The 20,462-nt window shown below is 69.9% G+C and carries 19 protein-coding genes and 3 pseudogenes; 10 read left to right on the top strand and 12 right to left on the bottom strand.

Going from position 1 to position 20,462, the window contains the following annotated elements:
- The first annotated feature begins 43 nt into the window (after positions 1-43).
- The 3 genes from ACLGIH_RS33420 (at position 44) to ACLGIH_RS33410 (ending at position 4,403) form a co-directional block, all read left to right on the top strand.
- Positions 44-904 (top strand): class I SAM-dependent methyltransferase, encoded by an 861-nt coding sequence (locus tag ACLGIH_RS33420; RefSeq protein WP_416529003.1) that lies wholly within the window; start codon positions 44-46, stop codon positions 902-904.
- Positions 905-966: 62 nt separating this feature from the next.
- Positions 967-2,649 (top strand): CoA transferase, encoded by a 1,683-nt coding sequence (locus ACLGIH_RS33415; protein ID WP_416529002.1) that lies wholly within the window; start codon positions 967-969, stop codon positions 2,647-2,649.
- Positions 2,646-4,403: a class I adenylate-forming enzyme family protein gene (locus ACLGIH_RS33410; RefSeq protein WP_416529001.1), complete on the top strand. Its 1,758-nt coding sequence runs from the start codon at positions 2,646-2,648 to the stop codon at positions 4,401-4,403. Before ACLGIH_RS33415 ends, ACLGIH_RS33410 begins: the two co-directional genes overlap by 4 nt.
- Before the next feature lie 93 nt (positions 4,404-4,496).
- Here ACLGIH_RS33410 and ACLGIH_RS33405 read toward each other — a convergent pair.
- Positions 4,497-5,375, bottom strand: a pseudogene (locus ACLGIH_RS33405) (IS701 family transposase); the annotation flags it as partial.
- A 53-nt stretch (positions 5,376-5,428) separates the two neighbouring features.
- A protein-coding gene (locus ACLGIH_RS33400) for an IS5 family transposase (RefSeq protein ID WP_416529000.1) occupies positions 5,429-6,372 on the bottom strand; the annotation gives its coding sequence in 2 pieces (ribosomal slippage) (positions 5,429-5,976 and positions 5,976-6,372; 945 coding nt in all).
- A 186-nt stretch (positions 6,373-6,558) separates the two neighbouring features.
- On the opposite strand from ACLGIH_RS33400, the gene ACLGIH_RS33395 reads away from it, so the two are divergent.
- From ACLGIH_RS33395 to ACLGIH_RS33385, 3 genes are all read left to right on the top strand, one after another.
- Positions 6,559-7,512, top strand: a complete 954-nt coding sequence (locus ACLGIH_RS33395) for an IS481 family transposase (protein ID WP_416528939.1) — start codon at positions 6,559-6,561, stop codon at positions 7,510-7,512.
- 745 nt (positions 7,513-8,257) lie between these two features.
- Positions 8,258-8,392, top strand: a complete 135-nt coding sequence (locus tag ACLGIH_RS33390) for a hypothetical protein (RefSeq protein WP_416528999.1) — start codon at positions 8,258-8,260, stop codon at positions 8,390-8,392.
- 384 nt (positions 8,393-8,776) lie between these two features.
- Complete coding sequence (locus ACLGIH_RS33385) at positions 8,777-8,953, top strand: hypothetical protein (protein ID WP_416528998.1); 177 nt, start codon at positions 8,777-8,779, stop codon at positions 8,951-8,953.
- A 52-nt stretch (positions 8,954-9,005) separates the two neighbouring features.
- Here the strand turns inward: ACLGIH_RS33385 and ACLGIH_RS33380 are convergent, their stop codons facing one another.
- The 3 genes from ACLGIH_RS33380 to ACLGIH_RS33370 all read right to left on the bottom strand — a co-directional run bounded on the left by ACLGIH_RS33380 (position 9,006) and on the right by ACLGIH_RS33370 (position 11,159).
- On the bottom strand, positions 9,006-9,392 hold the full coding sequence (locus ACLGIH_RS33380) for a hypothetical protein (RefSeq protein WP_416528997.1): 387 nt from the start codon (positions 9,390-9,392) through the stop codon (positions 9,006-9,008).
- Positions 9,393-9,789: 397 nt separating this feature from the next.
- A complete protein-coding gene (locus ACLGIH_RS33375; protein ID WP_416528996.1) occupies positions 9,790-10,794 on the bottom strand; it encodes a hypothetical protein in 1,005 nt (334 codons plus the stop codon).
- On the bottom strand, positions 10,791-11,159 hold the full coding sequence (locus ACLGIH_RS33370) for a PadR family transcriptional regulator (RefSeq protein WP_416529554.1): 369 nt from the start codon (positions 11,157-11,159) through the stop codon (positions 10,791-10,793). The genes ACLGIH_RS33375 and ACLGIH_RS33370 overlap by 4 nt, the downstream gene beginning before the upstream one ends.
- Before the next feature lie 94 nt (positions 11,160-11,253).
- Here ACLGIH_RS33370 and ACLGIH_RS33365 point away from each other — a divergent pair.
- Positions 11,254-11,534 (top strand): annotated as a pseudogene (locus ACLGIH_RS33365) (IS5 family transposase); the annotation flags it as partial.
- On the top strand, positions 11,455-11,640 hold the full coding sequence (locus ACLGIH_RS33360) for a hypothetical protein (protein ID WP_416529582.1): 186 nt from the start codon (positions 11,455-11,457) through the stop codon (positions 11,638-11,640). The pseudogene ACLGIH_RS33365 and the gene ACLGIH_RS33360, both read left to right, overlap by 80 nt.
- A gap of 363 nt (positions 11,641-12,003) precedes the next feature.
- Here ACLGIH_RS33360 and ACLGIH_RS33355 read toward each other — a convergent pair whose 3' ends face one another.
- The 5 genes and pseudogenes from ACLGIH_RS33355 to ACLGIH_RS33335 form a co-directional block, all read right to left on the bottom strand.
- Positions 12,004-12,915, bottom strand: a complete 912-nt coding sequence (locus tag ACLGIH_RS33355) for a glycosyltransferase family 2 protein (protein WP_416528995.1) — start codon at positions 12,913-12,915, stop codon at positions 12,004-12,006.
- Entirely contained in the window at positions 12,902-13,246 is a 345-nt protein-coding gene (locus tag ACLGIH_RS33350) for a hypothetical protein (protein ID WP_416528994.1), read from the bottom strand. The genes ACLGIH_RS33355 and ACLGIH_RS33350 overlap by 14 nt, the downstream gene beginning before the upstream one ends.
- An 82-nt stretch (positions 13,247-13,328) precedes the next feature.
- Positions 13,329-14,504 carry a phospholipase D-like domain-containing protein gene (locus tag ACLGIH_RS33345; RefSeq protein ID WP_416528993.1) on the bottom strand — a complete coding sequence of 392 codons (1,176 nt, stop codon included), beginning with the start codon at positions 14,502-14,504 and terminating at the stop codon, positions 13,329-13,331.
- A gap of 124 nt (positions 14,505-14,628) precedes the next feature.
- The gene (locus tag ACLGIH_RS33340) at positions 14,629-15,030 is read right to left on the bottom strand and encodes an NUDIX hydrolase (RefSeq protein WP_416529553.1); all 402 of its coding nucleotides are present in this window, start codon (positions 15,028-15,030) and stop codon (positions 14,629-14,631) included.
- 517 nt (positions 15,031-15,547) lie between these two features.
- Positions 15,548-16,049 (bottom strand): annotated as a pseudogene (locus ACLGIH_RS33335) (helicase associated domain-containing protein); the annotation flags it as partial.
- Positions 16,050-16,545: 496 nt separating this feature from the next.
- Here ACLGIH_RS33335 and ACLGIH_RS33330 point away from each other — a divergent pair.
- Positions 16,546-16,944, top strand: a complete 399-nt coding sequence (locus tag ACLGIH_RS33330; RefSeq protein ID WP_416528992.1) for a Hint domain-containing protein — start codon at positions 16,546-16,548, stop codon at positions 16,942-16,944.
- 252 nt (positions 16,945-17,196) lie between these two features.
- Here the strand turns inward: ACLGIH_RS33330 and ACLGIH_RS33325 are convergent, their stop codons facing one another.
- Positions 17,197-17,805, bottom strand: a complete 609-nt coding sequence (locus ACLGIH_RS33325; RefSeq protein ID WP_416528991.1) for a hypothetical protein — start codon at positions 17,803-17,805, stop codon at positions 17,197-17,199.
- 818 nt (positions 17,806-18,623) lie between these two features.
- Positions 18,624-19,001: an ArsR/SmtB family transcription factor gene (locus tag ACLGIH_RS33320; protein ID WP_416528990.1), complete on the bottom strand. Its 378-nt coding sequence runs from the start codon at positions 18,999-19,001 to the stop codon at positions 18,624-18,626.
- Between the two features lie 114 nt (positions 19,002-19,115).
- On the opposite strand from ACLGIH_RS33320, the gene ACLGIH_RS33315 reads away from it, so the two are divergent.
- Positions 19,116-20,378, top strand: coding sequence for an MFS transporter (locus ACLGIH_RS33315; RefSeq protein ID WP_416528989.1), 1,263 nt, complete (start codon positions 19,116-19,118; stop codon positions 20,376-20,378).
- Positions 20,379-20,462: the final 84 nt, after the last annotated feature.

The following is a 20,462-nucleotide window of genomic DNA, read 5'->3' as shown; positions in this document are numbered from 1 at the left end:
GGAACGGAAGGAAAAGGAAACGGGAGAAAAGGGAGGACCAGGAGTGCTTCAGCCCTTGGCCGAGGGTTTCGCCTACGTCTTCGACAACGACAACGCGCACAGCCGGGAACAGCACCGCTGCCTTGCCGAGGCCTATGACCCGGTGACCCTGGAACGACTGGCCGGGACCGGCGTCACCACCGGCTGGCGATGCCTGGAGATCGGATCGGGCGGCGGCACCGTGGCGCGATGGCTCGCCGACCGCGTCGCCCCGACCGGGGAGGTGGTGGCCACCGACATCAAACCGCGCCACATCGCGGGACGGCCGGGGCTGGTCGTACTCCCCCACGACGTGACGACCGACCCGCTGCCCGAAGCGGCCTTCGACCTCGTCGTCGCCCGGCTCGTCCTCCAGCACCTGCCGGAACGGCTCGCGGTGCTCGACAAGCTGGTGGCCGCCCTCAAACCGGGCGGTTGGCTCCAGATCGACGAGTTCGACACCTCCTACGAACCGCCCCTGCTCACTCCGGACGCTCCTGCCACCGAGCTGTACGAGACGTTCCTGCGCACCAAGTGCGCCGTGATGCGGGCCGCAGGCGGAGACCCCGAATGGGGACGGCGCGCGCCCGCAGCCATGCGCGCGGCGGGTCTGGTCGACATCGACCCGCAGCCCTGTATCGAGGTGCGGCACGCCGGAGCGGCGAGCCTCCAGCTCGCCCTGCACCACACCTACCACCTGCAGGACAGGCTGATCGCCGCGGGCATGACCGCGCGACAGCTCGACGAGGTCCGGGCACTGATGCGCGACCCGTCGTTCCGTGCCGCATCCAGCGTCTTCTACTCAGTCCAGGGCCGACGGCCGCGGGAGGACGGGCACGCCGACACACCAGGACGGCGGCGCCAGCCGGAAGGCGTGCAGCGGTGACGCCTGTGGCGGGCACCGCCGGGCCCGCAGTGGCGGCACGCGTCACCGGGAGCGTACTGGACATGGTGGAGGGACCGCCGGACGACGGCAGGCCCTGGAACGGGACCGGCGGCATCGAGTACGAGATCGGCTGGGCGGGTCCGGTCGAGCTCCCGCTGACCGACGAGCGAGCCGTCCAAGCGGCCTGCGGCATCATGCACGTCCACGGCCGCGCCACCGGACGTCCCCTGCCGCTCGCCATCGACTACGCCTCGGCGACGGCGGGCATCCTCGCGGCGCAGGGAGTCCTCGCGGCACGGATCGCCCGGTCCAGGGGCTCGGACGTGTCCGGGGTCCGCACCTCGGTGAGCCAGGCCGCACTGCTCGCCCTCACGCAGTACCTCGCGGCCGCGACCGCCGACGACGACGCACAGGAACCGACCGCCCCCGGCGGCTCCGTGTTCGTCTCCGCGGACGGAGTGCGCTTCGAATACGAGACGCTCGACCCCGAGTGCTGGTTGCGCTTCTGGCAACGGCTCGGCGCGGAACCGGCTGCCGTCGCACGCGGATGGCGGCCTTTCCAAGCCCGCTTCGCGACCGCCGTATGCCCCTTGCCGCCGTCGCTGCACGAGACGACGCGACGGACACCCTTCGCGGTCATCCGCACGGCGGCCGACAGCGCGGGGGCCAGTGTGCTGCCTGTCAGTGAGGATCCGCGCCCGTCAGGGCCCGCTCGGCCCTGGACGCTCTTGCCCTTCCCGCAGGCCACCGACGCTCGGAGCACCGAATCGCAGAGGAACCGCGCGCGGAGCGGCCCGGCGCGGGGGCGCCCACTCGCCGGTGTGCGCGTCGTCGAATCGACACGCCGGGTCCAGGGCCCCATGGCCGGGCACGTCCTGCGGATGCTGGGCGCTGACGTGGTACGCGTTGAGCCGCCGGGAGGCGACCCGATGCGCGGCAGCCCGCCCGTCGTGGGCGGATGCTCGGCCCGCTTCACCGCGCTCAACAGGGACAAGACCGTCACAGAGGCCGACATCACCTCGGCCCGAGGACGCCGGACGGTCCGGGACCTGGTGTGCGACGCGGACGTCTTCCTTCACAACTGGGCGCCGGGCAAGGCGGCGCGACTGGGACTCGACGCCGACGACCTGCGCCGTGTGCGCCGCGACCTGGTCTACGCCTGGGCCTCCGGATGGGGCGACGGCTTCGGCTCGTCGCCACCGGTCGGCACGGACTTCCTGGTGCAGGCCCACAGCGGGCTCGCGGCGGCCGTGCGCCCCGCGGACGAACCACCGGCCCCTTCCCTGATGACACTCACCGACGTACTCGGCGGACTGGTGTCTGCACAAGGTGTGCTGGCGGCCCTGCTCACCCGCGTCCGCACCGGGCGCGGGGGACGCGTCGATTCCTCCCTGTACTCCGCCACGGCCCTGTTGCCGCGCCCGCCCCGGCGGACCGAGTGGACCGCGCTGGACCGCCCGCTGTGTACGGAGGACGGCTATCTCCAGCTGGGCCGAAAGGCGCGCGACCAGCCGGAGCTGATCGCGGGCGTCGCGGGGCTCGGCGCCCGTGCGAGTATCACCGACATCGTCTCGCGGTTCCGCGCGCGGCCCACGGGCCACTGGCTGCCACGGCTGGACGAAGCGGGCATGAGCGCGACCGCGGTCTGCACCGACCTGCGGGAACTGGCCCGGGACCCGCGTTTTCGCAGGGCTCTTTCCGTCGGGGACCACGCGGCCCCCCTCACACCGTGGGAGTTCGTGTGAGCGACGTGTGGGTGTCGGACAACGGCGTCGAGATCCGCGACCTGGTACCGCCGCAGGACAGACGCGCCTGGGTGGCCAGGGGGTATTGCCCGGACCGGGACCTGTACACGCTCTTCTCCGGGCACGTCCGGCGGCACCCCGGCCGGGAAGCCGTCGTCGACTCGGCCGGGTCACTGGACTACGCGTCGCTCGACGCCCACGTGCGGCGCGTCGCCGCCCTGCTCACCGAAGCCGGCCTGGGAGCGCGGGACATCATCGCCCTGAGCCTGCCCAACGGCCGGAACGCGGTGATCGCCGAACTCGCGGTGTCGGCGATCGGCGCGGTGTCACTGCCCTATCCACCGGGTCGGGGACGCCGCGACACGCTGAGCCTGCTGGGCCGGTCCCGGGCGAGCGGAGCCGTTTTCGCGGACCCTTCCGACATCGCGTCGTGCGCGCGACTGCCCGACGTGAAGGCGGTGTTCGCGTTCGGCCGCACCCACACCCGTACCCGCAGCGGTGTGCGGTCGCTCGACGCGCCCGCCCGGGGCCCCTGGCATCCGCGGCCGGTCGACCCCGAGGCGCCGGCCCGCATCCTGGTCTCCTCCGGCTCGGAGGCCGAACCGAAGATGATCGCCTACTCGCACAACGCCATGGCCGGTGGCCGCGCCAACTACCTGCGTGCCCTGCACCACGGCGACGGTCCGATGCGCAACCTCGTCCTCGTTCCGCTCGCCTCATCGTTCGGCTCCTGCGGAGTCCCCGTCACATTGGCGGCGCTCGGCGGCACGCTGCTGGTGCGGGACTCCTTCGACCCGGCCGGCGTCCTCCGCACGATCACCGATCACCGTCCCACCCACGTTCTCGGTGTCCCGACGATGCTGCGACGGCTCGCCGACCATCCGGTCCTGCCCGGCGAGGACCTCCGTTCCCTGCACGCCGTGGTGTCCAGCGGAGCCTCCCTGCCGTACGCCACAGCCGACGCGTGCCGCGGCCGGTTCAACCGCCCCGTCGTGACCGTGTACGGGTCGTCCGACGGCGTCAACTGCCACACCGCCGCCACGGGACTCACTCCGCGGACCGGCACGGGACGGCCCGACCCCGCGGTCGCGGAGATCCGCATCATCGACGACAGCGACCGCGACCGTACGACGGATGGCCGGGCCGGGGACGACCGCGCCGCCGACGACCGGACCATCGCCCCTGACGAGGAGGCCGTGGGCCACTGTGCCCACGACCGCGTACTGCCTCCTGGGCAACCGGGCGAGATCTGCGCCAGAGGGCCGATGACCCCACTGTGCTACGTCGCGAGCCCCGAACTCGACGCCCGCTACCGGACCGCGAGGGGATGGGTCCGTACCGGTGACCGCGGGATGCTGGACGCACACGGCCGGCTGCACGTGCTCGGTCGCCTCAAACAGATCGTCGTACGTGGCGGCTACAACATCAGCCCGGCCGAGGTGGAACGGGAACTCGGCACGCATCCCGCCGTTGCCGAGGTCGCGTGCGTCGGCGTGCCCGACGCCGATCTGGGGGAGCGGCTGTGCGCATGCGTCCGTGAGGTGCCGGGCACACGGGCACCGACCCTACGGGCACTCAGGGTGTTCCTGGAGCGTGAGCGCGGGCTGGAACGTCGCAAACTGCCCGAACTCCTGCTTCTGGTGAGCGACATGCCGTCCGGGCCTACCGGGAAGGTCTGCCGCCGGACGCTGGCTGCCCTGGCGTCCGAGAGGTACGCGCCGCGGACCGACGCGGTGGAGATCGATGCGCTGTGACAGCGCAACTCACCCTACGCCGCAGGATGAGAAAAACGCAGAAAGCCTTTTGTGCCTGGTAGGGACTCCGGCGCCTCCTGCCTATACCGCGCGAGTACGGCGGGCGAGAACCCAGTGCCGGCGGTCCTCTCGGTGCCACGGCCGGACCTCGACGCGGGCCCAGTCGTAGATCCGCCTGCCGTGGGCTCCGTCGCCGCAGGAACGGCGTTTCCACTTCTGCCGCGGCAGGCCGGGGAACAGGTCGTGGACGGGGTGGTCGAGGGACCAGCGGGTGACGACGGTGTCGTGGCGGGTGGTGGCCATGACGTGGAAGACGTCAGCCTGCTCCAGTTCGGACCGCCAGCCCTTGCTGAAGCCATAGGCGGCGTCCGCCGTCACCCAGCCGAACGGAATCTTGTCGGCGATGGCCCGGCGGACCATCGTCTTGGCCGTGGCCACCTTCGTCTCGAAGGCGACGCTGTCGTCGATGCCGGCCCGGCGGCAGCGTTCCCGGTCGTCCGTCCAGGACGTGGGCAGATACAGTCGCCGGTCGATCAGGGTGCGTCCGCGGCTCGTGGCGTAGGCGAGGAAGACGCCGATCTGGCAGTTCTCGGTGCGTCCCGCGGTACCGGAGTACTGCCTTTGCACGCCGGCCGAGCGGATGCCCTTCTTCAGGAACCCGGTGTCGTCGACGATCAGGACGGCCTCCTGGTCTGCGAGGTGTTCGACGACGTAGTCGCGTACGTCGTCCAGGACCTCGTCGGCGTCCCACTCGATGCGGTTCAGCAGCCGGTGGATGCGATCGGGCCCCGCGTGCCCGGCCTCCTCCGCCAGCGTCCAGCCGTTCTTCCGCTCCAGCGGAGCAACCAGCCCCCGCATATAGGCAAGCGCCGACTGACGCGGCTCCTCCCGTTGGAACCGGTGCACGAACCGCTCATGCACCGCCTCGAGTTCATGCGCCCACAACCTGACATCAGCAAGGTCCCCACCCATGACCACATCAACGACCGAGCTGGTCAGCAGTCACGGCAAGCACCGTTGCAGTACTAGGTCGTTTCTGATGGCTCTTGGACTGTGTCGCGGAGCCAGATGACGATCGCGGTGACGGTCAGGGTGCCGTTGAAGATGTAGTCGCGCTTGTCATACCGGGTGGCCACCGCGCGGAACTGCTTCCACTTGTTCACGCATCGCTCGACCGCGTTGCGGCGGCGGTACTGGGCCTTGTCGAAGGCCGGGGGACGGCCGCCGGCTCGTCCCCGGCGCTTGCGGTGGAGCCGCTGGTCATCGGGTTGAGCGATGGTGGCCTTGATGCCGCGCCGCCGCAGGTAGGCGCGGTTGTCGCGGCTGGAGTACGCCTTGTCGCCGCGTACCCGGTCCGGGCGGCTGCGCGGGCGGCCTGGCCCAGGACGCCGGATGCGTAAGCCGTCCAGCACAGGGGCGAACATCGGGTTGTCACCCCGCTGACCGGGCGAGGTCAGCCAGTGCAGCGGGTGGGCCCGGTCGTCGGAGAGCAGATGGACCTTGCTGGTCGGCCCGCCCCGTGAGCGCCCCAACGCCTCGCGCCCATCAGCCTCCTCACGCGCCCCGCCCCTTTTTCCGGGTGGTCGGCCGGGGGCTTACCGGGCGCCCCGGCCGCGTGCTGATGCGCACGGCAGGAGGTGGAGTCGATGTTCACGGCCCACTCCTGCCGGTCCGCCTGGCGGGCGAGCGCCCTGTCCGGGTCGCCGGCATCCGCCTCGATCTGTAACTCCTGAAGGACGGTCTTCCAGGTGCCGTCGGCCGACCAGCGGCGGTGACGCTCGTAGACGGTCTGCCAGGGACCGTACCGTTCCGGCAGGTCAGGCCAGGGCACTCCGGTCCGGGCTCGGAACAGCACCCCGTTGATCACCCTGCGGTGATTCGCCCACTGCCCGCCCCGCTTGCCGTTGCCGGGCAGGAGGGGTTCGATCTTCCGCCACTGCGCGTCCGTGAGTTCGTGTCGCCGCACCATACGGGCGTCCTGCCCGGGCAACCACGAGATCCACCCAGCCCACCAAGAGCCATCAGAAATGGCCTAGTTGTTCTGTCCCGGGAGGTTGTGGACGGGGGAGCCAGGTCTCGGCTGAGGGATTTTGAACAGATGAGGGCCTTCCGGTTCGGTGTGGATTGCGACATCTACACCAACAGAAAGGCCCTCGTGCCCCACCGTAATGCACCCCTGACCGAGACCGGCCGCCTGCGCCTGGCCCGCTGCGTGGTCGAGGACGGCTGGCCGCTGCGGCGGGCCGCGGAACGCTTCCAGGTCTCGCCGACCACGGCCCAGCGCTGGGCCGACCGCTACCGCCAGTTCGGCGAGGCCGGGATGTGCGACCGCTCTTCCCGCCCCCGCACAAGCCCGCGCCGCACCCCGACCCGCACCGAGCGCCGGATCATCAAGGTCCGGCTCCTGCGCCGCTGGGGACCGGCCCGCATCGCGGGCCTGCTGCGGCTGGTGCCCTCGACCGTGCACCGCGTGCTGACCCGATTCGGCCTGGCCCGCCTCGCGCACCTGGACCGGGCCACCGGCCGGGTCATACGCCGCTACGAACGCGCCAGGCCCGGCGAACTGGTCCACGTCGACATCAAGAAGCTCGGTAACATCCCCGACGGCGGCGGACACAAGGTCCTGGGCCGGCAGACAGGCCGGAAGACCCGCTCGAACGCCGGCTACAGCTACCTGCACACCGCCGTCGACGACCACTCCCGTCTGGCCTACAGCGAGATCCTCACCGATGAGAAGAAGGAGACCGCCACCGGCTTCTGGCAGCGGGCCCACGCCTTCTTCACCAGGTGCGGGATCACGGTCGAGCGGGTGCTGACCGACAACGGCTCCTGCTACCGCTCACGCGACTGGCGCGATCTGCTGGCAGCGGCCGGGATCGCCCACAAGCGCACCCGGCCCTACCGCCCGCAGACCAATGGCAAGGTCGAACGCTTCAACCGCACCCTGCTGGAGGAGTGGGCCTACGCTCGCCCCTACCGCTCTGAAACCGAACGACGCGAGGCATTCCCCGGCTGGCTGCACACCTACAATCACCACCGCGGACACACCGCGCTGAAGGGCCAACCACCCGCCAGCCGCGTCCCCAACCTCACAGGGCAATACACCTAGTCGACGGTGCAGAACCGGGGGCCGGCTTCCGTTTGCACCTGCCCCATTCTCCTCCTCGTCCTGGTCCGGGCCGTTCGGCTCGAGGGTTTGGCACATCGGTCGGACTCCTTTCGACAGCGACCGCGACCATCGCGAGCTGTCGCGACACGCGCGCGGTGGTCATGCCACGCCGGAAGCCGATCGGTGCGTCTTACCTCACCTGGGGTGGATGGAATCAGAGTGCTGCGCGCCGGTGCGCTACGACAAGGCACCGCAATCAACGTAGCTTCAGATCAACGGGGTTGGCCGGCTGCGCTCCGTTGACGCTGCAGGATGGCACCAACAGATGCACTTCGACAGGAAACCCGGCGACGATTGCAGAGGCCAGCGAAACACTCCGCGAGGGTAGGTGGTGACAACTGCCCTGCCTCGCCCCAGCTGGTGATAAGTAGCTTGCTTCACCAGTGACAACCACGGGAACTAGCAGGGCGGCACGACCCGGGAGTGACAACTACCGCGCGTCGGAACACGCCCATCGACCGCGACAAGAGCCGGCTGAGCGCCGTGGACGAAGAGGCCGCACGCCTCGCCGACGTTCTGGAGGCCCACCTGGGAACCAGCGACGTCACCGACTCCGGCGCCCGCGGCGGCTCGCCTTCACCGCGGCCGGGCGCCCCTGGGTGCTCGACTTCCAAGAAGGCGCCGACGGCGAGGTGTTCCAGGACCCGACCAGCGCCCCCGTCCGGCCGACGGCCCCGCCGCCGACGTGCTGCGCACCATTGTCGTCCTCGCGCTCCTGGCCCACCCTGCCTACCGGGCCGCCACCGCCGACGGCGACACCCTCACGGTCCACCTGGCCACCGGCCGCCACTGCACGCTGGCCCTCAGCCCCGCCGCCTGAAACCCCAGGCGGCACGCCACAGGACGGGACCCGGCATCGCAACTCCGGGGCCCGTCCCTCGCGCGTGTCACTCATCCTGTAGGAGGGATCTGCCCATGACCGCGTCCACGGCGATCCGGCGCGCGTACCGTGAGGTGACGACTCGCAACTTCGGCGCGCTCCAGCGCAGCTTCGTACCGTACGCCGACGCGTCGGAAGCGACGTCCAAGCGGGCGGTGGCGGTGGAGCGTTCAGGGCCGGAAAGACGTCTTCCGGCAGCTTCCGGTCTCCTTGTCGAGCAAGGCGTCCGGCCAGGCGACTGTTCAGCAACCGGCTGGTCGATGAGGTCCAGCGCCTGGCAGGTACCCGGCACCTGGTCCTCGGGCACCTCACCTGGGGGCAGGCATGAGCGGCGGCGAGATGTCCGGCGTCGACCTCGCGCGGCAGGCCCTGGTCGCGGCCCGCGAGGCGGCGAGGAAGAATGGCAGCACCGCCCGCAAGGGCAAGCCCCGGCAGTGCACAGGCAGGCCGTACGGCGGGACGGCCGAGAGCCGCTCGGCCTGGGCACCGCGATCGAGCTGATGATGACCGAGCGCGGCATGGCCACCCCGGCCGCCGGCGGCAGTGTCCTCGCTCAGCGGCAGGCCCTCCTCTCAGCGGCCGCGCCCGAACTCGCCGGGCCGAGGCCGCCGAAGTCGACACGTCCCACATCACCGTCATCGGCCAGCTCGACGGGCTCCCGGAGACGGCCGACATCGAGGACCTGTTCTCCACCAAGGACTACCTCTGGCTCTACAACAAGGCGACCGAGGTGATCATCAACGAGGAAGACCTGATCACCCCCGATAAGCCCCCTCCCGATTCTCAAGCGCATCGGGATCGCCCGGGAGAAGCAGCACAAGCCGCGGGACTTCGACCACGTCGGACCCGCACACCAGCTCACCCGGGACAAGCACGACTTCTTCGCGCAGGTCGATGACGACACCCTCGACCGCTTCGAGGCGGTCTTCAAGAAGCTCACGGCCTGAACCCGCAGACAGCACGATGCCCCGGGCGCGATGACAGCCCGGGGCATCGTGCGCGTCCGACAGGTTCTGCGCCCGCTCACGGCTGACGTCCCGCCCACGCCTGGGCGGGCCGCACGCCGAGCTTGGTCAGCCGCCCCAACTGCCAGACCCCGGCCACACCACCGAGCGACCCGGCTGTGAACCTGCAGCAGACCAGGGGGCCGTCTTGACCGAGGGCCCTGCGCGCGGGACGGTCAGACGCGCAACTACGCGCAGTGGAACGGGCCAGTCGGCGGCGGAAGTAGGCCAGCAGCGACGGATCGAACGCCATGTCGCTGAGACCCAGGCAGCATGGGCCTTCCACCACGCGTTTCACCAAGAGCGCCGACGACCGGGACGGCAACGGGTACATCACGTACCCCGGCTGAGCAGTCCGCGTCCGCTCACGACGGTCAGCGCGGCGGTCAGTGCGACCAGGGCCGCCGCCTGGGTCAGAACACCCACGCGCAGCGCCCCGGGCAGCACGTCCAGCCACGGGTAGACCGCGGTGATCCGGACCACCAGGAGGAGCAGGCCCAGCGCCGCGAGGGCGGCGGCCTCTCCGGCGGGGACGCGGTGTTCGCCCCGGGCGCGGTACAGCAACCAGGCGAGAGCCGTCACCAGGTAGCACGTGACGAGCGCCCAGACGGTGTCGACCCCGCCGGGCAGGGCCACGACGGAGCCGCCCATCAGCACACAGCAGGCGGCGAAGACCAGGCCGGGCGCGCCCGCCGGGAGAGCCGCCGGGGGCGCGTCGCGGTGGTGGGCCGCGCACAGTGCCAGCGCCGACGACCAGGCCAGCACAGCGGCCGCCACGACATAGGCGGAGTCCGAGGGGGCGAAGTCGCGGGCCCACAGATCGAGCAGCGGCCACAGGTTCGGCACGGCCGCGACGAGCGCGGACACCTGGGCCAGACGGCGGCGGTCGCGCAGGAGGGCGAAGTAGGAGACCGTCCACAGCAGCGGCAGGAACCACTGGGCGACCGCGCCGACACCAGCCCACACCCCGTGGCCGGTGAAGCCGTCAGTGAACAGGGCCCACTGGCTTCCGCCACGGGTCGACGCCCAGGTCAGCCCCAGGACCCGGTCGACCACGGCGGACGCCGCCTGGAGCAGGACGGCCAAGAGCGCGAAGAGCCGGACGGCCGAGCCAAGCACGACGTACCGGCGGGGCGCGCCGCCTGCACCGAGCCTGATGCGCACGGCCAGGGCGACGATGCTCGCCACTTCGCCGAGGGTGGTCCGGCTCTGCTCCTGGGTCTCCTGGTCGACGTCCCACAGGTAGGTCTCGACCATTTCCTCCTCGCGCTCGCGCCGGTAGTAGGCGGGCAGCAGGCGCAGGACGGCGCGGTAGCGGGTCTCCAGCAGGGTCGTCATGCCAGACCTCCGGCGAGTCCTGGCCCGGTGGCGGGCGCGTCGGTGATTGCGGGGCCACGACGCCCCTCGGCGATCCGCTTCTTCGCCGCGCTCGCTCCGGCGGCCAGCCGCTCCGCCTCGGCGTCCAGCGCCGCGGTGCCCTCGTCGGTGAGGCGGTAGTAGCGCCGGAGTCTGCCCTGCTGCACCTCCTCGCGGTCCAGCACGATCAGTGCGTCGGCGGTGAGCCGGTCCAGTACGCCGTAGAGGGTGCCGACGCGCATCTGCACGGCACCTTCGGAGAGTTCCTCGACCTCGCGCAGGATGCCGTAGCCGTGCCGCGGCTGGTCGGCGAGGGCGGTCAGAACGAAGAACGCCGCCTGGGTCATGTTCCTGGGTGCCATGAACACGAATATATCGACTCCCGATATATTCAGCCAGCCGAAACGCGCGATCGGACAGAACGCCGCTTGGCGGCGATCATCGACCATCTCCCGCGCCCACCAGCATGCGGCGGGTGCCCGCAAAAAGGGGATCTGCAGATCGAGCCGCCCGGTGGTGTGTTCACCGAGCCCGACGACCACGGGCTCGGACGGTCCCGGGGCGGGTTGACCACCAAGCTCCACCTGGCGGTCGAGCAGGCCCAGAAGCCGATGTCGCTGGTCATCACCGCCGGACAGCGCGGTGACTCCCCGCAGTTCCAGGTCATCCTGGGCCGTATCCGGGTGCCCAGGTCCGGGCCCGGCCGCCCGCATCCGCGTCCTGTCCACCCTCGCCCCGAGCAAGTTCACCCACCTGCGACGCGCGGTCGACCTCACGCTCAACGCCCTGGCCCTGCTCGCCCTGGCCGCCGCCAGCCTCGCGCTTTGACAAACAGTCGCAAGCAAGAGGCGCATCCCCAACGCCTGCGCAGCACGGGATGCGCCTCTCTCGAACCGCCCACATGGGCAGAACGGAGATTCCATCATGCAGGCGCACCAAGGGACAGATTCAGCCCGTCAGCGTCGTGAGGCGAACTGCGTTCCTCAGCGCGCATCCGGGTAATCTGTGCCGCCAGACTTGGGGCTGACTCCCTGCCAGAACGCGAGGCCGCCGACTACCCTCGCCCGCTTGGCCCGCAAGAGCGCCGCACAGCGCCTCTGAGGCGCTCACGCGGCCCCATCGCCCACGGCATGCCCAGTAGAAGCCCACCGCACGCTGTGGGGCCGCTGGACGCAGAAACGGCCGGTGCCCTCAGTCCGCCGAAGCGGGTGGCACGGGCACCGGCCAGCAGAAGCCTCCCGAAGAAGGTTCCACCGCCACCCTACTGGGCCGCCGGCCTCTTAACCACGTGCCCAGCGCGTGCGCTCCTTCCACAGGGACCGCAGGGTGAGGGGGACCTCCATGCCGACCAGGGCCGACCAGGGCGTTGGGTTCGAAGCTCGTGCGGTATCCGCCTTCCAGCAGCCGCCAGGTCAGCTCGATGTCCTCGGTCGCCATGCGCGGGTCGTAGCCGCCGACCGCCAGGACCGCGTCGCGGCGGAAGAGACCGAGGACACCGGCGACCGTGCCGACCCGGCCGGCCAGCGCGTGGGTTCGACGGATGAGTCCGATCAGCGAGGCGGTCTCCAGCACCTGCATCGCCGACAGGACGTTGCGCCGGTTGGTGACGAACGGTGCGCCGGCCACGGCCGCGTACCGGGGTGACCGGGTGATGCGGGCGACCAGGTACTTGATCGCGTCCGGATGGAGGTGGGTGTCCGCGTCGGTCACCACGACCAGCTCGTGGCGGGCCTTGCGCATGCCGTCGTTGAGCCGGTCGGCCCTGCCGAGGTTGACCCCGTCGTCCAGCACCCTCACGCGGAAGTCCCCGGCCGCCGCCGCCACGGCCGCCCGTACCGTGCCGTCGTGGGAGCCGTCGTTGAGGACCAGTACCTCCAGCTGCGGGTAGTCGACCCGGCGCAGGGCCTCCACGCAGCGGGCGATCACCGCCTCCTCGTTGTACGCGGGGACCAGGACGGTCACCCCGGGCCAGCCGCCCGCCGGGACGCGGATGACGCTGCGCTCCTCCAGCAGGCGGAAGAGCAGACCTCCCGCCATCCATACGGCGCCGGTCGCAACCGGGTAGAAGACGGCGAAGCAGAAGAACAGGTCACCGGGTGCCACGGTGCTCCTCCCTCCGCCTCAGCCACACCCCGCACAGCAGGAACGCACTCGCGACGACGAAGGACACCACCGCAACCAGCGCGATGTCGTGCAGGAAGGGCCCGTGTCCGAGCTCCACCACCGCCAGCCATGTCGCCGCAGACCGCAGCAGCGGGGTGAGCACGACCCGGGCCACCATCCGCGTACGGGAGATACCGGACTCCGGTACGGACCGGACGTCATACCGTTCCTCTCGCGGATCTCCCTGCGGAACCACGCCCACCTCCATCGAGAACCGGCGACGCTGGCTGCCGGGAGGCCCGACCACCCGCTTCTCGACGACCTCGGACACCGTAGATACCGATAGGCGTCAAATGCCGGATTTATGAGGTGGTGAGCGTGGCACTTCACCCGCTGGACAAGGGGGATGCCGTTCAGACGTCCTGGTCGCACGTCCGCTCGGCGCTGTTGGTCCACAGCGCCTGGAACTGTTCGACGTACTGCTGGGTGACCCACTCGTTGATGACCCGCAGCATGGTGTCGTTGGACCGTTGCAGTGAGTTGACGCCGATGTTGTACGAGCCGACGAAGACGGCCTCGCGCCACTCCCCCGCGTACTTCGCGTCGATCAGCAGCAGCTTGTTGTGGTGTGCGCCGTCGCACTTGAGACGGGCCGCGGGGAAGCCGTAGCCCAACAGCGTCCGCTTGCTCGACTCCTTCTGGAAGATGACCTTGACGTTGCAGCCGAGACCCACCAGCCGCTTCAGCTCGGCGGCGACGTCCTGTGTGTACGTGCTGTCGGTGCTCTCCTTGAAAAGGCTGGCCTCCAGCCAGATCCGGTCGTTGCCAGTGGTGCACGCGGTGACGTTCTGCAGGACGCCGACCAGCGGTGTCTTGTCCTGCATGGCGTAGAAGTAGACGCGGGACAGGTCGTTGGTCCCGGCGCGGGCCTTGTCGACGTCGGTCCACGTCTGACCGCCGTGCGTCCAGCTCTTCGCGTACAGCCGCTGCCAGTAGTCCAGGTAGTGCTCGAACAGCGCCGGGTCGTTACGGCTGATGAGCAGGTTCTGAGCGTGCTTGGCCTGGCTGAGGGTGAGGTTGGAAGAGGACTGGAGCACCAGCTGGGTGTCGCCCTTGCGGATCAGGAAGAACTTGTTGTGCATCGAACCGGTCTCGCCCGTGCACGCGTCGGCGCAGTAGTTCGCGTCGATGCCGGCGTCGTCGAACGCACGCTTGACCTCGGCGCTCTCGTCGCCCGTCACCACACGGACGCTCACGCCGTTCTGGGCGGCGCGCTTGAGCGAGTCGAAGATCTCGCGTCCGTAGCCGCCGTCCTCGAACGTCCATGCGTACATGGCGACCCGGATGTAGTCGCCGCTCTGCGGCGAGGAAGCCGTGGCGTCAATCTTCGCTTTGATCTTGCGGGCGACCAGGTCCTGGATGGTGCCGCCGTAGGTGAAGCAGACCTCGTAGTTCCCGTTCTCCTTGCAGTCGGGCGACGGCAGGGCTGCAGCGGGCGGTGCACTGATGGCCATCAAGAGCAGCGACATGGCGAACAGCAGCGTCACGCGTATGGAGCGGCCCCGGAGGCCGCGTCTGGCAGTGATCATGGAGCGCATGCTACGCCGTCGCCTGGCGCAGCCGGGCGAGCCCCCGTCTCGCGCAGTCACCGTTCGATTCCTGAGCTGGTCAGATCCGCGGCTCAGGAATGAAAACAGGTACTCACCTTGAGTTTTAACCTCGCCGTGGCTCGTGGGAGAGGCCGGGGCCCGACTCGCGCGTGAGTCGGGCGAGGTAGGCGTCCAGGGGATGAACACGTCCCGGGAGGGATTCTCGGAGGTTCCACCAGCGGATGGCCGCGGTCTCCTCGGTGGCCTGGAAGTCCCGAATAACAGCGGTACGGCCTGCGAACAAAGCTGCGTACTCAGCTCGCTGGTCGGGTGCGAGTACAAAGCCCGCGTAGCCGGTGAACCGTAACGGTCCGTCGGGTACCTGGCTGCTCTCCTCCAGCAACTCGCGCGCGGCTGCCTGTCGAGGGGATTCATCTTCCTCTATGCGGCCACCGGGCAGTTCCCAGACCTGGCGGAATCGATCGAAGACCATGAGGACACGGTCGGCGTGCCAGATGGCGACCAACGCCGCCGGCAGCGGCGCGTCAAGCGGGGGCGCGCCTTCGGACCCGCGTGCGAAGGAGACCAAGTTATTGCCGCGACCGTCGACTGCGAGTGGTGGGTCTTTGGATTGGGGAACCTCACTATGATTCCCAGTGCATCGCCGGGAAAGTCCGATCCGATCGTGACGATGAACAGCCGCGAACGCGGGTGGGGGAGCTTCGGAACACCGCCACTGCGGGAGGTCTCACCGCCGGTGCAAGGAAACCTCCGTGCGTCCTTGGCTGAGCCCGCCAGCAGAACTCGCGGCCTGTTGTGTCCCGCCTCGCGCAGGTCTTCCGGCGCCAGGCAAGGTTAAAACTCAAGCTCACAGCACGCGTACGCCCATGGTGTTCCCAGGCCACCGAGGCGCAGCACGGCGGTCCCAGGACGTGCCGGGGCGCAGCAGAGCCCCTCTTTTCCCGGGGCAGTGAAATGCGAGGCCCCGAGATCGTGTCCCGAGGCCTCGCGCGGGTCGACTCAATGGCCGGACGGGAGCGGCGTCATGCCCACCTCACTCCCAGCCCGCGCAGCGCCTCCAACTGTTCCGCCGTGAGCCGGTCCTTCCTGGATTTGGTGTTCGAAATCCATACGCCCAGCTTCACGACCACCGGCTCCTCCCCGTCGACGGCGATCTCCTCGCTGTGGCCGCGCGGCACCGGACGGCCGGCGCCTTCCCGCTCCACCCACTGGGCGAGGGCTGCCAGGCCCCGCTGGAACGCCTGCTGCGCCCCTCGTCGCGCGGGTGGCCACCGGGGCGGGAGACGGGGCCTCAGTGGGCTGGACGCCCAGCGCGGACAGTCGCTCCTGCTGCTCGGTCGACAGTTGCGCCCAGGTCCCCGGACTTTTCTGTTGCTGGAGCCACTTGCCCAGGTCGTCGCCCTCGAACAGCACCCCGGGTTCGATGGTCGGCAGGTGGCCGTCGGCGTCGACCAGGTCGGCGAGCATCCGGTAGTGGCGCTGCCAGTTGAGCGGCCAGGGGCAGTTCCAGTCCGGGTCGAGGGCAACTACACCGACGCCGCACTGTCCATGGCGGCGGCCATCCCGGGCGCCGGCAACGCGGTGACGGCGGCGAAGTGGGCGCGGAAGGGCGCCAAGGCCGTCGATGCCGTCAAGGGCGGCAACAAGGCGGGCAAGGGCAGCAAGGCGGCCAAGGCCGACAAACCCAAGCCGAAGCACAAGTCGAAGCCGAAGCCGAAGAAGGCCAAGGGGTCCGGCCCAGCGAAGTCCTGCAAGAAGGGAGCGAAGAAGAACAGCTTCATTCCCGGCACCAAGGTGCTGATGGCGGACGGGTCCACGAAGAACATCGAGGACGTCCAGGAGGGCGAGTACGTTCTGGCCTCCGCCCCGGAGACCGGCAACCTCCAGCCCCGCCCCGTCACCGACACCATCACCGGCGACGGCATCAAGCACCTGATCACCCTGACCGTCGACCCCGACGGCAACGACGGCAACGCCAAGGCGGACACCAATCACCGCTACCGACGAGCACCCGTTCTGGGTGCCCGACTTCGGCAAGTGGGTGGAGGCCGAGGATCTCGAGCCCGGCATGTGGCTCCAGACCGCAGCCGGCACCTGGGTCCAGATCACCGCGATCGACACCGCCCACTGCACCCAGCGCGTCCACAACCTCACCGTTGAGGGCCAGCACACGTACTTCGTGTTGGCTGGTTCGAGCCCCGTACTCGTCCATAACAGGGGCGCCGTCCCGCTGAACTGTCAGTCGTCTCAACTGGCTCAGAGATCCATGCAGGCCAGAATGACGAATCGGGTTCAGCCCTCGCAGAACGTGGCCGTCTACCAGATCGGACCGGCATCCAACCGATCTCCACTCAACTCGGCTTCCACGCCAGCCATAGAGGTTGTTGAGGATCGACCGGTTTCTCGACGAAGCACATGAGACCGCCGACCCCGTCCACCTCATGCGAGTCTTCGGGATCGCCCCCGATACGGCGATGAAGTACGTCCAGGCGGCCCATGGCCACCGGGCATCAAAGACCCAACACGGGCCTGAAGCAGCACCAAGTGTCTGGCCTCAGTGAGCCCTGACCAGTGACACCAAACTGTGACTGCTCGCCGCTGACCAGCTGGCTGCGCGCCAGGCATGGGAGGCCGGCGGCTCGGCACCCGGTCTGGCCCGATGGTCAGTCGATCAGAGGTCGGCGGCATCGAAGAGGGGATCGAGTGGATCGCCCTCATACCCAACGACAAGACAGGCCTCGGCCACTGGTCCACGGGAGAGCTCCACGAGCCGGGCAAGGGCCGTCGTCTCGGATGGCAACTCGGCGGGGTCGATACCAAGCGCCCGGGCCGCAAGGTCGCGTCGCCGGTCGAGGTCTGGCAGGTCATCCCGATACTCGTCGGCGACCGTCTGGAGTTCTTCGGCGGTCCGACCGGGAGCGTCCCGCCACCACGGTGCCACGAGACACAGTCGCACCAACTCCGGCAGTCCGAGCGCGAGCGGGCCAGCCTGGTCCTCGAGGCTCACGTATACCACCGGACGTTCTTCGCCGCCCTCGCCGACGAAGCAGAACGCATCCCCCGAGCCGGCCCGCGCGAACTGCTCCAGCCGGGCTCCGGAGGCGAGCTGGATCCCTTCCTCCAGCTGGCGGGAGACCGGGTCCGTCGCGTCGAGGTCCGCCACGCCGGCAAAGAACGCGACGGCCGCGTCGTCGGTTTCCAGGAGGGGCAGCAATGCCCCTGGCTTGTCGGGGTGGCGGGCAGGTCCACCGGACTCGGCCGGTGGGTGCGATTCGTTCACCCGGCCACGGTATCCCGAGCCCTCGACAGCGGTCGGGGCAGGCCGTCAGAACGGTCGGTGGCGTCGAGCCCCCGTGAGCCAGGTCAAAGTTCGGTGAGACCGGCCCACTCCGATGAGACGGGACCGCAGGAGCTCACGGCTACTCTGCCTCAGCGCGGCGGCGACTTCGCCCAGCGTCCAGCGGGATGATGCCGGGGCCCGCGACACCGTTCGGGTCCCCGCGACAGCACCACCTGCGCTCCCTGACGGCGGCATGCACGCCACGCCTATGCACTGCGGCGCGGTTTCCGCGCGGCGGCCTTCTCCGCCCTCTGAGCATGCACCCACGCGTACCTTCCCGAATGCCACTACGTGGGGCGGTGGCCGCTCCGGATTAGAGAGTCGGCCCGCGCACCCAGCGGACGAGCGCAACCGACACCGAACTCCAGCCGCGGCTGGTCAGCCTCGGTCCCCACCACTGCCTCCGGTCCGATCGGCCAGAGGCGCACGGGATCCGCGCCGGGCAGACCTCCCACCGTGCCCTGCCCCGTCCGGGCGAGGGCTGATCGCTGTGTGGCCGTGAAGGGCGGTCGCCCACGCGGCGAAAGGCTCCGCAGGGCTTCAGCCGAACGATCGTCCCTGCAGGCCATAGGTGAGGCCCGGGGACACCGTCCCCTCCACGACCATGCCCAGCACAACGCCCCCCGGCACCGACCGCTGTTCCCAAGCACGCCGCCCGTCGCCACCGACCCGGTCGAGGCCGAGTCAATGCGGCGGCGCCGCAGCCGCTGTCCGGTCGCCGTCCGGCAGTTGGTGGACCGTCTTCTTCGGTTTTCGCATCAGCTCTCCGGGGTCCAGGCCGCGACCAGGTCCAGCAGGCCGGGGAAACGGGCGTTGAGGTCGTCGACACGGACGTGGCTGCGGCGTTCGAGGCCGTACTGGCGCTGGCGAGTGATACCCGCCTCGCGCAGTGCCCTGAAGTGGTGGGTGAGGGACGACTTGGGCCGGTCGAGGCCGAACCAGCCGCAGGTGTGGTCGAACGCCTCGGACTCCAGCAGGAGTTTTCGCACGATGGTCAGTCTCAGCGGATCGCTGAGCGCCCCCAGGACGGTCTCCAGCCGCAGGTCATCGGCGGCGGGCTCCGGCAGTGGTTCGGGCAGGCCGGGCGGCTCGGGGAGCACCTTGATGGCGGGCGCCGGGGGCGTGGTCGCGGACATAGGCAACTCCTCATGACGCGATTCCTATGTACGACTAGGATCGTACTGCATGCTAAGTTCGACTCCAGTCGTACTGAGCCGGATGGCCGGCATGGAAGACCGGGAGGAACAGGCATGTCCGAAACGCGGACCGCGTCGGTCCAGGCACCCAGCGGGAGGCCGAGCCCAGGCTCCACCGAGGCGGGCGGGCAAGCCGTCGCGCCACTGTGGTGGATCTGGCTGGCGGCGTGGCCGGTCACGGCCGTGTTCGTACTGTCGAACGCAGCGACACCGCTGTATGTGCTGTGGCAGCGCGACATCGGGTTCTCCAAGGGCGCGCTGACGGTGGTGTTCGCCTTCTACATCGTCGGCCTCGTCGGTTCGCTGCTGGTCTCGGGCGTGGTTTCCGACCGTCTCGGGCGTAAACCCGTCCTGCTTCCCGCGCTGGCCCTGGCGCTGGCCGCCTGCCTGATCTTCGCGACAGCCGGAACCGTGGCGGCGCTCATCGCCGCCCGCCTGTTCACCGGGATCGCGGTCGGCGCGGTCGTGTCCGCGGGAATGGCGGCGGTGACCGACGTGGCCGGCCCCGACCGCAAGGGCACCGCCGCGCTGCTGGCCTCCTGCGCCATGGTGTTCGGAGCCGGCCTCGGCCCGCTGCTCGCCGGGATCCTTTCCGAGGCGGCTCCCGCCCCGACCGTCACGGTCTTCCTGGTCGAGGCCGCCCTCCTGGTCACCGCCGTGATCACGGTACTGCGCATGCCGGTGCGGCGTCCCGCCACACGTGGCACGGGATCCTGGGTGCGCGTACCGGGCGTGCCCCGCGGCCGGGGCCGTCAGCTCGCCCTGGGCATCGCGGTGTTCGCGCCGGGCATCACCGCCACGTCGTTCGTGCTCTCGCTCGGCCCCTCGCTGCTGTCCGGGCTGCTCGGCACCACCAGCCGGATCGTGGCGGGGGCCATGGCCTTCGTGATGTTCCTGACCGCGACCGGGGTCCAGTTCGCGGTACAGCGGCTGCGGCGGCGCACCGTCCTGACGGCCGGGGCGGTGAGCACCACGCTGAGCATGACCGCACTGATCGTCGCCGTCCACTCCTCGTCGGTGCCGCTCCTGGTGCTGTCGGCGCTGCTGGCCGGTGCCGGGCAGGGCATGGGTCAGCTCGGCGGCCTGTCACTGCTGAACTCGAGCATCCCGCCGCAGCGTCTGGCGGAGGCGAACGCCGCGCTGAACGTAGGCGGCTACATCCCCGCCGGCGCCCTGCCGGTGGCCGCGGGCTACCTCAGCGACGGCATCGGCCTGACCGACGGAGCCACCGTCTTCGGCAGCGTCCTGATGGCCCTCGCGGTCATCGGCGGCCTGGTCGTCCTCGCCACCCGGCGCCACGTCACCGACCCGTCCTGACACAGCACCGGGGAAGACGCACTCCCTGAACGGCAGTGGTCACACTGAACGCTTCTCATCCTGTGGTTCGCGGGTGACGACGGC

The organism is Streptomyces hamibioticus (assembly GCF_047946815.1).
Classification (GTDB): Bacteria; Actinomycetota; Actinomycetes; order Streptomycetales; family Streptomycetaceae; genus Streptomyces.
Note: the sequence above shows the minus strand (reverse complement) of the source record. Positions and strands in the feature narration are given on the sequence as shown.